Annotated in this window: 12 protein-coding genes; 2 read left to right on the top strand and 10 right to left on the bottom strand. The window is 57.5% G+C overall.

The window, feature by feature from the left end; all coding sequences use genetic code 11:
• Positions 1-2: 2 nt before the first annotated feature.
• Positions 3-218, bottom strand: coding sequence for a hypothetical protein (locus N7U68_RS02310; RefSeq protein ID WP_263048109.1), 216 nt, complete (start codon positions 216-218; stop codon positions 3-5).
• 168 nt (positions 219-386) lie between these two features.
• On the opposite strand from N7U68_RS02310, the gene N7U68_RS02305 reads away from it, so the two are divergent.
• Positions 387-1,997, top strand: a complete 1,611-nt coding sequence (locus N7U68_RS02305) for a peptide chain release factor 3 (RefSeq protein ID WP_165192348.1) — start codon at positions 387-389, stop codon at positions 1,995-1,997.
• A gap of 151 nt (positions 1,998-2,148) precedes the next feature.
• On the top strand, positions 2,149-3,354 hold the full coding sequence (locus N7U68_RS02300) for an aromatic ring-hydroxylating oxygenase subunit alpha (protein ID WP_263048108.1): 1,206 nt from the start codon (positions 2,149-2,151) through the stop codon (positions 3,352-3,354).
• On the opposite strand, the gene N7U68_RS02295 is transcribed toward N7U68_RS02300, so the two are convergent.
• The 9 genes from N7U68_RS02295 to N7U68_RS02255 all read right to left on the bottom strand — a co-directional run bounded on the left by N7U68_RS02295 (position 3,351) and on the right by N7U68_RS02255 (position 12,983).
• Positions 3,351-5,225, bottom strand: a complete 1,875-nt coding sequence (locus N7U68_RS02295; RefSeq protein ID WP_263048107.1) for a DEAD/DEAH box helicase — start codon at positions 5,223-5,225, stop codon at positions 3,351-3,353. The two genes, N7U68_RS02300 and N7U68_RS02295, sit on opposite strands and share 4 nt — an antisense overlap.
• Positions 5,226-5,354: 129 nt before the next feature.
• Positions 5,355-6,497, bottom strand: a complete 1,143-nt coding sequence (locus N7U68_RS02290; protein WP_263048106.1) for a M56 family metallopeptidase — start codon at positions 6,495-6,497, stop codon at positions 5,355-5,357.
• Entirely contained in the window at positions 6,481-6,879 is a 399-nt protein-coding gene (locus N7U68_RS02285) for a BlaI/MecI/CopY family transcriptional regulator (protein ID WP_263048105.1), read from the bottom strand. The genes N7U68_RS02290 and N7U68_RS02285 overlap by 17 nt, the downstream gene beginning before the upstream one ends.
• A gap of 86 nt (positions 6,880-6,965) precedes the next feature.
• A complete protein-coding gene (locus tag N7U68_RS02280; protein WP_308446181.1) occupies positions 6,966-7,232 on the bottom strand; it encodes a DUF2160 domain-containing protein in 267 nt (88 codons plus the stop codon).
• A 131-nt stretch (positions 7,233-7,363) separates the two neighbouring features.
• Positions 7,364-8,161, bottom strand: a complete 798-nt coding sequence (locus tag N7U68_RS02275; protein ID WP_165192354.1) for a carbohydrate ABC transporter permease — start codon at positions 8,159-8,161, stop codon at positions 7,364-7,366.
• Positions 8,158-9,021, bottom strand: a complete 864-nt coding sequence (locus tag N7U68_RS02270) for a carbohydrate ABC transporter permease (RefSeq protein ID WP_165192355.1) — start codon at positions 9,019-9,021, stop codon at positions 8,158-8,160. The genes N7U68_RS02275 and N7U68_RS02270 overlap by 4 nt, the downstream gene beginning before the upstream one ends.
• Complete coding sequence (locus tag N7U68_RS02265; protein WP_263048103.1) at positions 9,018-10,094, bottom strand: ABC transporter ATP-binding protein; 1,077 nt, start codon at positions 10,092-10,094, stop codon at positions 9,018-9,020. Before N7U68_RS02265 ends, N7U68_RS02270 begins: the two co-directional genes overlap by 4 nt.
• A complete protein-coding gene (locus N7U68_RS02260; RefSeq protein WP_263048102.1) occupies positions 10,094-11,173 on the bottom strand; it encodes an ABC transporter ATP-binding protein in 1,080 nt (359 codons plus the stop codon). The genes N7U68_RS02265 and N7U68_RS02260 overlap by 1 nt, the downstream gene beginning before the upstream one ends.
• 73 nt (positions 11,174-11,246) lie before the next feature.
• Entirely contained in the window at positions 11,247-12,983 is a 1,737-nt protein-coding gene (locus N7U68_RS02255) for an ABC transporter substrate-binding protein (protein ID WP_263048101.1), read from the bottom strand.
• Positions 12,984-13,628: the final 645 nt, after the last annotated feature.

Genomic DNA, 13,628 nt, shown 5'->3' with positions numbered 1-13,628 from the left:
CGTCATTCCTTCAGGTCTTTTGCGCGCTCTTTCTTCACCTGATCGTCTGATCCGTTGAAACCGGGTGTCAGCATCTGTGATTCCATCGCCTCTCGGGTCCATTCCGTATCAGGGCGTGGCGCGCCAAATGCATCTTTGGCTTCGACCGAGTTGTTCGTTTTGGCCTGTTCACCCGGTTTGCGCTCGGCAACGGGATTGGCCGGTTCTGCATCGGTCATTGAAACTGCTTTTGGTGGTTTTTTGGCGTCTCTTGGCGGGGCTTTCTTGTCCTGTGACATGAGTATCCTCCTTCTATGCTATAGAGGCAACGCGCGCGGACCTAGCATAGTTCCGGCTGCACCCGTTGGCGTATTGCACGCGTCTCGGCTGCGCTCTATAGCGGGGATATGCTGGACACCGCCCCCAACCGCCCCGATCTGCCGCCCGAAATTGCGCGGCGCCGCACGTTTGCGATCATCTCTCATCCGGATGCAGGCAAGACGACGCTGACGGAGAAATTCCTGCTTTTTGGTGGGGCCATCCAGATGGCCGGTCAGGTCCGCGCCAAAGGCGAGGCACGGCGCACGCGCAGTGACTTTATGCAGATGGAGAAGGACCGGGGCATTTCGGTGTCCGCCTCGGCCATGTCTTTTGATTTCAAGAACTTCCGGTTCAATCTGGTGGATACGCCCGGCCACTCGGATTTCTCCGAAGATACTTATCGTACCCTAACAGCCGTGGACGCTGCCGTGATGGTGATCGACGGCGCCAAAGGGGTCGAGAGTCAGACGCAGAAACTCTTTGAAGTATGTCGCCTGCGCGATCTGCCGATCCTGACCTTTTGTAACAAGATGGACCGCGAGAGCCGCGAGACATTTGAGATCATTGACGAGATTCAGGAAAATCTGGCAATTGATGTAACACCTGCAAGTTGGCCCATCGGCGTAGGTCGCGATTTTGTCGGTTGCTATGACATGCTGAATGACCGGCTGGAACTGATGGACCGTGCTGACCGTAACAAGGTCGCTGAAAGCATTGAGATCAAAGGGCTCGGCGATCCGGCGTTAGAACAGCATCTGCCTGCTGAACTGGTCGCCACCTTGCGTGAAGAGGTCGAAATGGCGCGAGAGCTACTACCCGCGCTCGACCCTCAGGCCGTGCTGGAGGGGCATATGACCCCGATTTGGTTCGGCTCGGCGATCAATTCGTTCGGCGTCAAAGAGCTGATGGACGGGATCGGCACCTATGGGCCAGAACCACAGGTGCAATCGGCCCAACCCCGGCAGATCGCCCCTGATGAAAACAAGGTTGCCGGCTTCGTGTTCAAAGTGCAGGCCAACATGGACCCTAAACACCGAGACCGCGTGGCATTCCTTCGTCTGGCATCGGGCCATTTCAAACGCGGTATGAAGCTGACCCATGTGCGCACGAAAAAGCCGATGGCGATTGCCAATCCGGTATTGTTTCTCGCTTCTGACCGCGAATTGGCCGAAGAGGCGTGGGCGGGTGACATCATCGGGATTCCGAACCACGGCCAGTTGCGCATCGGTGACACGCTGACCGAAGGTGAGGCGATCCGCGTGACCGGCATCCCCAGTTTTGCGCCTGAGCTATTGCAACAGGCCCGCGCGGGCGATCCGATGAAAGCCAAGCATCTGGAGAAAGCCCTGATGCAGTTCGCCGAAGAGGGTGCAGCGAAAGTGTTCAAGCCGGCCTTCGGTTCCGGGTTTATCGTCGGCGTTGTGGGTGCCCTTCAATTCGAGGTTCTGGCCAGTCGGATCGAGTTGGAATACGGCCTGCCTGTGCGGTTCGAGGCCAGCCAGTTCACTTCGGCCCGGTGGGCGCAGGGAGAGAAACGCGCACTCGATAAGTTCATCGAGGCCAACAAGCAGCACATCGCCCATGATAATGACGGTGACGTTGTCTACCTGACCCGGCTGCAATGGGATATCGACCGGATTGAGCGCGATTATCCGGACGTTAAGCTGACCGCAACCAAGGAAATGATGGTCGGCTAAAGGGGCACCACCGGCAGGATCCGCTAAGATTCGGCGCGAAAAGTTACCAGTTCCCGGGTCTTTCCGGGTCTGTGTATACGCCCGTGCCCTTGCCATCAGAGGCGTTTCTCTGGTCAGATGAGAAACCTGCCCCGCCTCAAGGATTGCGCCCATGACCACCGCACCACCCGCTGATCTACGGGATCTTATCGGCAGCTGTCAGAGCGGCTTTGCCCTGCCGCGCCCCTTTTACACACGCCCGGACATCTACGAGCATGATATTGCAGCCTATTGGAACCACAGTTGGATCTGGGTCGGACATGTCTGCCAGATCCCCGAGCCCGGCGACTACTTTCTGTTCGATTACGCGCAGGAATCGCTGATCATTACCCGTAACCGTGCTGGCGATGTTTGCGCCTATCTCAACATTTGCCGCCATCGCGGGTCACGCGTCTGCACCGAGGCCCATGGAAACACGCGTCTGTTCGTCTGCCCCTACCATGCGTGGAGTTATGACCTGAACGGTCAGCTGCGCGGCGGGCGTGAGATGGGACCGGACTTTGATCCATCCCAATACGGACTGTTCAAGGCGCATCTGCGCGTGTTCGAGGGCATGATATTCGTCTGCCCGGCTGAGGTCGCCCCCGAGATCGACACCGGATTGGAGCGTCTGCGCCCACTGGCTGCCCCCTTCGGATTGGACAATCTGCGGATTGCCCATAGCGCATCCTATCCGGTGCCTGCCAACTGGAAGCTGGCTGTGGAAAATTATATGGAATGCTATCATTGCGCGCCGTCACACAAGGACTACTCGCGCAGTCATAGCCTAAAGGATCCAGCGTCGATGACGCCCGACCTGCTCGACCCAATGCGCGACAAGGGCCGCGCCGCCGGGCTGCCGGATCAGGTCGTCAGCCTGCCAAACACCGGCGATCATGGTATGAACTTTTACTATCGGCGCTACCCGTTATATCCCGGCTACCAGACCGGCAGCCAGACTGGCACGCCTTTGGCCCCGTTGCTGGGCACGTTGACCGGGTATGATGGCGGCACGACCGATCTGCAGATCGGAATTCTAAACAATTTTCTGATCTATTCCGATCATGTGGTTGGCTACCGCTTTGTCCCGCGTGCCCTGCAACAAACCGATATCCAGATCGTCTGGTATGTCCGCGGCGATGCCCAAGAGGGTCGCGACTATGATCGCGCGGCGCTGACTTGGCTGTGGCATGTCACATCGCTGGATGACGAGCGGATCATTCGCATCAATCAGGAGGGTGTAAACGCCCACCGCTTTGTCCCCGGCCCTCTGTCACAGATGGAATGGGGGGTGCAGGCATTTTACGATCACTACCTGACAGGGATCGGGCACCGCTAGGACGCGCCGCGTTTCGGGCCACCCTTGCCGCGAGCACCGGGTTTACCAGCGTTCTTTGCCGCCGCTGCGCGCACACGGTTCTTCTTGCTGCTTGGTTTGCCTTTGGGTGGCGGCGGACCCTTGGCATGGTCTGGCTTGCCGCGCTTGGCTGTTGGACTGCGCTTTGACACCAATGCACCGTCTTCCATCGCGGTTTCAGACTTGGTTTTGGGCTTGGCATGTTTCGACGCACCTGCCGGTTTTGCATATTTCGGTGCGCGCGCTGGTTTGGCAGGACGCGCCGGGCCACCGGATTTAACGAAATCGGGCGCGCGATCCATTTGGGTAACAGTTGCTCCCCCTTCGACAGTGCCGCCGGGACCGATACTAGCGATGAAACTGGCGGCGCTGGGTTTGCGAATTTCCACATATGACATTTCGTCCCGAACCCGGATCGCGCCGATGTCATCGCGGGTGATCCCCCCGGCATTGCACAACACTGGCAACAACCGGCGCGGTTCGGCACCCGCAGCACGACCGCCGGTGATCGAAAACCAGACCGACGGACCAAACGGGGCGCGCGGCTCAGGCTTGGCCCCCGGATCGGACAGATCCTCTGGTGCTGAATGGCGTTCAGCGCGCAGCCGCAGATAGGCTGCCGCCAACTGCGTCGCAGTGAAATGCCCCGTCAGTTTGTCCACTGCGGCCTGTTCTTCCGGTGCGACCGCTTCATGCCACGCCGGATCGGCCAGCATGCGCGTTTCATCCTGCGCCATGACCTCATCTGCGCCCGGTGCAGGTGTCCATGTGGCGCGAACCTTGGCCCCTTGCAGGATGCGCTCAGCCTTTTTGCGCGACTTAGGGGGTACGATCAGCGCGCTGACCCCTTTGCGTCCGGCGCGCCCTGTCCGACCAGAACGATGCAGCAACGTCTCGTGGCTGCTGGGAAGTTCGGCATGCACCACCAGATCGAGATTGGGCAGGTCGATACCGCGTGCGGCCACATCGGTGGCAACACAAACCCGCGCGCGCCCGTCGCGCATCGCCTGAAGCGCGTGGCTACGCTCTGATTGGCTCAACTCGCCCGACAGCGCCACGACCGAAAACCCGCGATTGGACAACCGTGTGGTCATCCGTCCGACCATGGCGCGGGTGTTGCAGAACACGATGGCATTGGGGGCCTCGAAATAACGCAATACGTTGATGATGGCGTTTTCCGCATCCTGCGGAGCGACAGACATGGCACGATAGTCGATATCGGCATGTTGAGACTCTTCGGCGCGGGTCGCGACCCGTATCGCGCCTCGCTGATAATTTTGCGCCAACGTCGCGATCGCTTTGGGCACCGTGGCAGAGAAAAGCAGCGTCTGCCGATCCTCTGGTGACTGCCCGAGGATGAATTCCAGATCTTCTCGGAACCCAAGGTCAAGCATCTCATCGGCCTCGTCCAACACAACGGCTTGGACTGCACCCAAGTCGATGGACCCGCGCATCAGATGGTCTCTCAAGCGGCCCGGTGTCGCCACCACGATATGCGCACCGCGCGCCAACGCGCGACGTTCATCGCGCATATCCATACCACCCACACAAGAGGCCAGCACAGCCCCTGCCCCGGCGAATAGCCAACCTAGTTCGCGTTTGACCTGCATCGCCAATTCGCGCGTGGGTGCAATGACCAGCGCCAGCGGCGCGCCGGCGGCCTCAAACTTGTCGGCCTCGCCCAGAATGGACGGCGCGATGGCGATACCAAATGCCACCGTCTTGCCCGACCCGGTTTGCGCAGAAACCAGCAGGTCGGCCCCAGCGTGTTCAGGCAGACTAACAGCCTGTTGAACGGGTGTGAGCGTGGTGTATCCACGGGCGTGCAGGGCATCGGCAATAGCTTGTTTCACGTCAGTTCCGTCTCTTTCGGGGATGGGGTCGCCAATGCGGCACCGTAAGACAGCGGCACCTAAACCGCGTGGCGCGGAATGTATAGCGCCGAATGCAGACTGCGCAGGACCCGTGGCCCAGATACCAGCCTACCAGACCAGACGTGCTGGCGCGTTGTGCTGTGCCAAACGCTCTAGATTGACGATGGTGGATAACATCAGACGATCGTGGCTCCAGTCACCGGAGCGTTGCGTCGCGGCTGACAGCATCAGCAGCGACGCAACCACCATTCCGATGATTGCAGCATTCGTCCCTCGCCCAATTCGCGCCAGAGGCCGCGCGTGCAGCATCGACAAAATCCGACCGCGAAGCACAACAGAGGCGCGGCATCCGGCGCGCGCCGCACGCAGTGGAACAAGGCTGACCACTGGTACGCCGATCTGGCGGCGTCGGTCGTCGCGCAAACTATTGCGACACGCACGGATCAGACAATCGCAATACGCTTTGACGCTGAAGTGGCGGCGCGCCAGTACCTGTTGGTCACAGGCAAGCTCGCGCAGGCGTTCGACCTCCCGGCGCCAGAAATGATAGGCGGGGTTCCAGAAAAATAGCGCTCGCAACCCCTCAATGGCGAGAGCCCATCCCAGATCCCCTTGGCGTGCATGTTGTAACTCGTGCGCGACCGCGATGCGCAAATCACCCTCTCTCGCCAGCATCGCCGATGGCAGGACAACATAGTGACGCTGCACGCCCCGTGTGGAAAAGGGCACATGAATTTCGTCAGTCAATCGCAAATCAACAGATCCGATCCGCCGCCACAGATAGCTGCGTCCAATCAGCCCGTGCACCCGAATCAGGCTGCGCAGGCTACACACCAACGCCAACGCGCTGCCCAGCATCAGTGACACCGCGATAACCAACCCGATCGCTCCGGTCGGTGTGACGATGGCTTGTGTAAATCTGGCGCGCCAATTCAGCATATCCTCGAATGCCACCGGAGACATGGCAATTCTGCCATCCAGAAATTGCGCAACAGCGATATCGGATAAATTCAACACCGCGCTCTTGTCCAGCAAACCGCCGTTGCGCGCCAGTTCAAGCGCAAAAACAGACAGCGGCACCAACGCCATGGCTGCTAGCAATGTATAAGCAAGCCGCAATTGCAGCGCGAAAGCCGCACGCAGTGGCGTTGCGCGTAACGCCGCTCGTGTCAGTATCCAGACAGCCGCCGTGAGCACCAAGACAATATTGGCATCGATATAGATATCAAACGCATCATTCAGCCGGATCATCGCGCAGTCTCCTGTCCAGAAGTGCCCGTATCTCTTCGAGAGCCTGCTCCGACATGCCGGTATCATCGACCAGCCGTGCCACCAGCGTGGCCGGTGTGCCATCGAACAGCTTGTCCGACAGATCGCGCAGGGTTTTGGCCTGATAGGTATCCTTGGCCAGTAAAGGTACATAGATCAGTGATTTGCCCTGCATGTCGCTGCGAACAAACCCTTTTTGCTCCATGATCCGCAGGATTGTGGCCGCAGAAGTGTAGGCCAGCTTGCGTTCCGGAACGAGGCATCCCAAAACATCGCGAACGGAGCCTCGCCCCAGATCCCAAAGATGAGACATCAGTTCGAGTTCAACATCAGTAAGGAAATCGTGTTTCTTCCGTTGCCGCATTCATTACCCAGTTCAATTTATACACTTTTATCTGCTCGTCTCTGGTTAGTAGACAACAAAAGCGGCGCTCTGCCAAGCGACCCAAGTTAGACCTTCCAAAAGCAGAAAATCCCCCACGCAATGCTGATCCCAAGCGGAGCCCAGAGTGGCATCCCGACCAGCCCCAGCCAAGCTAGGAAAATATAAACCGTCCCCAAAAGCGTAATGAACAGCCGATCGCCCCGTGTGGTGGTCAGACCCAGCGCACCCTTGCGTTCGTCTCCTCCGGGGCGTCTGATTTCCAGCACGGTAATGATACCCATTGCGGAGAATATCCCGATAAACAACAGCAGAGTAACCGGCGTCCATGCCATCCAGAAGCTTGGCCATAGCGGCGCAGTCCATGAAAATGGTTTATCCGGTTCTTGCCCGACAGTCCCCCAACTGTTCTGGGCCTGGGCCGCAGCGGGGAACATAAGCAGGAACAGAATTGCCAATCCTTTCATCATACCCTCCCCAGGGCAAAGCCCTTCGCGATGTAGTTGCGCACAAAGTAAATCACGATCGCCCCCGGCACGATGGTCAATGTTCCAGCCGCAGCCAACAACCCCAGTTCATACCCGGCGCTACTCGCCGTTTTGGTCATGGTTGCGGCGATCGGTTTCGCAGCGACCGCTGTCAGGGTTTTAGCGAGCAGCAGCTCAACCCATGAAAACATGAAGCAAAAGAACGCCGCGACGCCCACGCCCGCCTTGATCGACGGCAAAAAGATGGTGACGAAGAAGCGCGGAAAGCTGTAACCGTCAACATAGGCGGTTTCATCCAGTTCCTTGGGAATGCCGCGCATGAACCCTTCGAGAATCCACACGGCAAGCGGAATATTGAAAAGGCAATGCGCCAGCGCCACGGCCAAATGGGTATCGAACAGCCCGACCGCCGAATAGAGTTGGAAAAACGGCAGCGCAAAAACAGCCGCCGGAGCCATCCGATTGGTCAAGAGCCAGAAGAAGAGCTGTTTGTCGCCCAAAAAGCGGTAGCGCGAAAACGCATAGGCCGCAGGCAGAGCCACGCAGATTGAAATTACCGTGTTCAAAGAGACATAAATGATAGAGTTAATGTAACCCCAGTACCAACTGGGATCGGTGAATATCACACGATAATTCTCTAACGTGAACGTGCGCGGAAAGAGCGAAAATCCTGAAAGGATCTCGTTCGTCGTCTTGAACGACATCGACACCAGCCAGTAGATTGGCAGCATTAGAAACGCGATATAAAGGATGGGAATCAAACTACGTTTTTTCATTGCTCGTCATCCTTCGTCATCAGCGTGTAGAACAACCATGACACCAACAGGGTGATCGCAAAGTAGATCAGGCTCATCGCCGCTGCGGGGCCAAGGTCGAACTGCCCCAGCGCGATCTTGACCAGATCAATGCTGAGCAACGTGGTCGAATTGCCCGGTCCGCCCCCGGTCAAGACGAACGGTTCGGTGTAGATGTTGAAGCTGTCCATGAAACGCAGCAGGATAGCGATGGTCAGCACTTGCTTCATCTTGGGTAGTTGGATGTGCCGGAACACCGCCCAGTTTGACGCGCCATCTATCTTGGCCGCCTGATAATAGGCATCCGGAATACTGACCAGTCCCGCATAGCAGAGCAGCACCACCAGCGACGTCCAGTGCCAGACATCCATCACGATGATCGTGATCCATGCCGCTGCCGGGTTTTGCGTCATGTCATAGGGCACGCCCAACACGTCGTTCATAAAGTAGCCCAGCATGCCGATCTTAGGCAGGGTGAATATGTTCCACATCGCACCGACCACGTTCCACGGGATCAACATCGGCAGTGCCATGAGAACCAGACAGACCGGTACCCACATCCCCTTTCGCGGCATGGACAGCGCGATGATGATCCCCAGCGGGATTTCGATCATCAGGATAATCCCGGTAAAGAGAAACTGCCGCCCAAGCGCCGCGTGGAAACGATCGGAGTTCAGCAACTCCTGAAACCAGCGCAACCCTTCCCAGAAAAAGATATTGTTACCAAAGGTTTCCTGCACCGAATAGTTGACCACTGTCATCATCGGGACCAGCGCGTTGAACGCCACCAGCAGCAGGACCGGCAGAACGAAAAACCACGCCTTTTGGTTATGGGTTCTCATGGCATTACCCTTTCTGTGGCTAACCATCCATCGCGATAGGCGCGCGTATGATCCGGGCGGAACGCCAAATGCACGGCACTGCCCTGTGCGGGCACCGGGCCCTCTGTCACCAGTTTCACAGGGATATCCCCGATCATCGCCTCGACCACATTATGCCGCCCCACATCAGCCATACGGCGGACGCGCGCAGGCAAGCCAGTTTCGGCCAATTCGATGAATTCGGGGCGAATGCCGATCTCCAGCTGTCCGGAGCCGGAGGTGATTGGTCCCTCCAGCGCGATGTCGTGCCCATCGAGCATGACGCGCTCGCCCTCTTGCGTCGCGGGTAGAATATTCATGCCGGGCGAGCCGATGAAATGACCCACGAATGTGTGTGCGGGACGCTCGAACAGTTCTACCGGGGTGCCGATCTGTACGATTTCGCCGTCCTGCATTACCACAACCTGATCAGCGAATGTCAGAGCTTCGGTCTGGTCGTGTGTCACGTAAATCATGGTGGCACGCACCCGTGCATGCAACTCTTTCAGCTTGCTGCGCAGCTTCCATTTCAGATGTGGGTCAATGACGGTCAGCGGCTCGTCAAACATCACCACATTGACGTCATCGCGCACCAATCCCCGGCCCATTGATATCTTTTGCTTGTTGTCAGGGCTAAGGCCCGCAGCACGTACGCCAAGCAGGTCGGTCACATCCAGCATCTGTGCAATCTCGGCCACCCGAGCCGCGACGCGGCTCTCATCGACTCCGCGATTGCGCAATGGAAAAGCAAGGTTATCGTAGACAGTCATGGTGTCGTAGATCACCGGAAACTGGAACACTTGTGCTATGTTCCGTTTGTCTGGCGGCAATCCGGTAACATCCTGCCCGTCAAACAGCACTTGACCTTCGGTCGGCACCAACAGTCCGGATATGATGTTAAGCAAGGTGGATTTACCACAACCTGAAGGGCCGAGCAGCGCATAAGCGCCACCATCGGACCAGTCGAGGTCAATCTGCTTCAGCGCAAAATCCTCTGGCCCCTTCGGGGATGGGTCGTAACTGTGTCGCAGGCGCCTAAGCGTGATTTTAGCCATCAGACAGACCCTCCTTGCGCGACAAGTGTGCCATCGGGACCAAAGTAGAAACATCCTGCCGGGTCTAGATAGAAGGGGTGTTGCTGCCCGATCTCGAACGGGTGGACCCCGCGAGACAGCGATACCCATGCGGTATCATTCAATCGGAAATGTGCGCTCGATTCCGAGCCGCTGAGTTCTGTTACCAGCACTTCACCGTTAAGGCGGACCGTTCCGGTTGCGCTGGGGCGCGGCGTTACGTGATGCGGCCGAACGGCCAGAGCATAGGTGCCATCGGCCAGCCCCGCCTGCGCGGTTGGAACGGACCAACGGACAGCGTCCCCCATCTGCATCTCGTTGCCGGTTTTGGTAACCTCGGCCACGTTGATCGGGGGATCGGAAAACACCCGCGCGGCGCTGAGCGTCGCAGGCGCGCGGTAGATATCCGCCGTTGGGCCGAATTGGACGACGCTCCCATCCTCCATCAGTCCGGTTTCGCCACCCAGCAACAGCGCCTCTTCCGGTTCTGACGTGGCATAAACCACCACGGCACCGCGTCCCGCGAAAAGCTCTGGCAGTTGCTCGCGCAACTCTTCGCGCAGTTTGTAATCGAGGTTGGCCAACGGTTCATCCAGAAAAACCGCCCGGCTTTCCTTCGCAATGGCACGCGCCAGGGCCGTGCGCTGTTGCTGCCCGCCAGATAGTTCATGTGGCCGGCGGTGCAACATCGGGCGCAATTGCAGGATGTCAGCCGCTTCTTCTACCCGTCCCTGAATCTCGGATTTCGCCATACCGGCAACTTTCAGCGGTGAGGCGATATTGTCGAACACCGTCATATGCGGGTAATTGACGAAAAATTGGTGCACGAGGCTGATGTTACGCTTTTGCGTGCTCAGACGCGTGACGTCCTCTCCATCCATGATCACCTGCCCGGCAGCAATCGGATCCAGCCCGGCCATCATCTTGATCAGAGATGTCTTGCCTGCGCCGGTTTGGCCCAGCAATACATTGAAGTGACCCGTGCGCAGGGTCAGTGTCGTTGGTTTGATATGCACCTGCCCCGCGACGTGCTTGGTGATGCCGTGTAGTTCGAGTGTCATATGAACCCTTGTCGGTTTCGGGCGCACAGGCCGGGGCGCGATTGGCGTCCCGGCCCAGCTTTGGCGTTAAGGATTACTGAGCGGCCCAGCGGGCAACCAGATCGTCGTAGTTGACGGTCTCGCCCTGCGGCTTTTCATTCTCCAGCTTGGGCTTGGCACCGCCATTGGCGAACCACCACTCCGCGTCCTTTTCTTCATTCAGACGTGGACCACAACCGCCATAAACGTTCGCGGCCTCGTCCGCGGCCTGCATGCGTGACATGGTAATGTCCATCTCGCCGGCAAGTCGGTCCATCGCTTCCTGAGGCGTAAAGGCGCCCGAGTTCACGTCACCGATCTGCTGCCACCAGATCTGCGCAAGCTTGGGGTAATCCGGCACGTTGATGCCTGTGGGCGACCAAGCCACGCGATCCGGCGAGCGATAGAATTCCACCAGACCGCCCAGTTTCGGCGCACGCTCACTAAAGCTTTCGTGATTGACCGAACTATCCCGAATGAACGTCAGACCGACATGGGATTTCTTCACATCCACGGTCTTGGAGGTCACAAACTGCGCATAGAGCCATGCAGCCTGCGCGCGGTCAGACGGTGTGGATTTGAGGAAGGTCCAACTACCCACGTCCTGATAACCGACTTTCTGACCCTCTTCCCAATAGGGACCGTGCGGGCTGGGCGCCATCCGCCACAGTGGGTTGCCATCGCCATCCACGGTGTTGTTGCCAGCGGATTGTGGTGCGACCATGTCGGCAGTGAACGCCGTGTACCAGAATATTTGCTGGGCCACGTTGCCTGTCGCCAGTGCAGGCAGAGACTGGTAGAAATCATAGCTCGCTGCGCCCGGAGGGGCATAGTTCCGCAACCATTCATCCCACTTGCGGATCGCATAGACCGCCGCCGGACCGTTGGCCGCCCCGCCGCGTGTCACCGAAGCACCGACCGGGTTACAGGTGCCCGCTTCCATGCGGATGCCCCATTCGTCGATGGGAATGCCGTTTGGCTCGCCCTTGGAGCCGGCACCGGCCATCGACAGCCATGCGTCTGTCATTCGCCAACCCAGATCCGGGGCGCGCTTGCCATAGTCCATGTGGCCGTAGATGCGCGTGCCGTCCACTTCCTTGACGTCGTTCGAAAAGAATTCGGCAATGTCCTCATAGGCTGACCAGTTCACTGGAACGCCTAGCTCATAGCCATATTTTTCTTTGAAAGCCGCCTGTAGGTCTTCGCGATCAAACCAGTCCTTGCGGAACCAATAGAGGTTCGCAAATTGTTGATCGGGAAGTTGATAGAGATTGCCGTCAGGACCTGTGGTGAACTGACTGCCCATGAAATCATCCAGATCCAGCGTTGGAGACGTAGTCGCCGCCCAATCGCCGTTCATCTGCTGTGTCAGATTATACGCCAGTTGCAGGCGCGAATGAGTACCGATGAGATCAGAGTCGTTGACATATCCATCATAAAGATTCCGACCGGTTTGCATCTGGGTCTGAACCGCTTGAACAACCTCGCCTTCGCCAAGGATCTGATGATTGACCTTGATCCCGGTGATTTCCTCAAAGGCTTTGGTCAACACATCCGATTCATAGGAATGGGTTGGAATGCCCTCGGACAGCACGTTGATTTCCATGCCGGCATAAGGCTGAGCCGCATTGATGAACCACTGCATTTCAGACAGCTGTTGATCCTTACCGAGCGTGGATGGCTGGAATTCCTTGTCGATCCAGCGTTGCGCCGCAGCCTCGTCGGCCGTCGCGGCATGTGACCCCGCAATCACGGCAGTGGCCGCAACTGCGGAGAGCAGATACTTACGCATCTTGTCTCCTCCCTTAGATTGTTTTGATCGGTCTCCCCCGATGCGATGAGTGTCATGGTTTCGGGAGCGAAAAGTCAAACTAAAAATTTAGTAGATATGTAGGGCTGCCCACCAAAGATGAGGTGTCAGCTGCGCCACAATTGAAGCCATATCCGCCTTGGGAAATAGAATCAGCCGCCACAATTCTGACGGGAATCATGAATAATTCCCCTGCATATGGGCGATCGATCCGAGGCAAACTCTGCTCGAAGCAGGGGATGCAGCTATGATTCTGGTGAATTCGGCCCAAAATGGGGCAAACAATCGGCGTTGCAAAACCGCCGCTATTTTTTACATTTATCAATCATCCCTAACGCCTCGTTTCCCAAACGGAAACAGTCGGCGATTTTGGGGCCGGTCGTTGTCATTTGACACATCAAAATACACGCTAAAGATGTAATTTTTTCAGGTTGTTAGCCGGCTATCACAGTGATTTAAGAAACAATGTGTTTCTACAGAATTCATTAAAAAATCGTTGAGAACTGGTAGGTTGGTTTTTGTCAAATTAGAGGCAATTTTTCGTCTCTGAGCTGTCCAAAACCGAACTTGATCCCGGCGCTTTATGCGGTCCTGGTGGAAATTTTCCGCCAAACCGCGCCGGGTTTG

It is taken from the genome of Roseovarius pelagicus (assembly GCF_025639885.1).
In the GTDB taxonomy this organism is placed as follows: Bacteria; Pseudomonadota; Alphaproteobacteria; order Rhodobacterales; family Rhodobacteraceae; genus Roseovarius; species Roseovarius pelagicus.
This window is presented reverse-complemented; position numbering and strand designations above follow the sequence as displayed.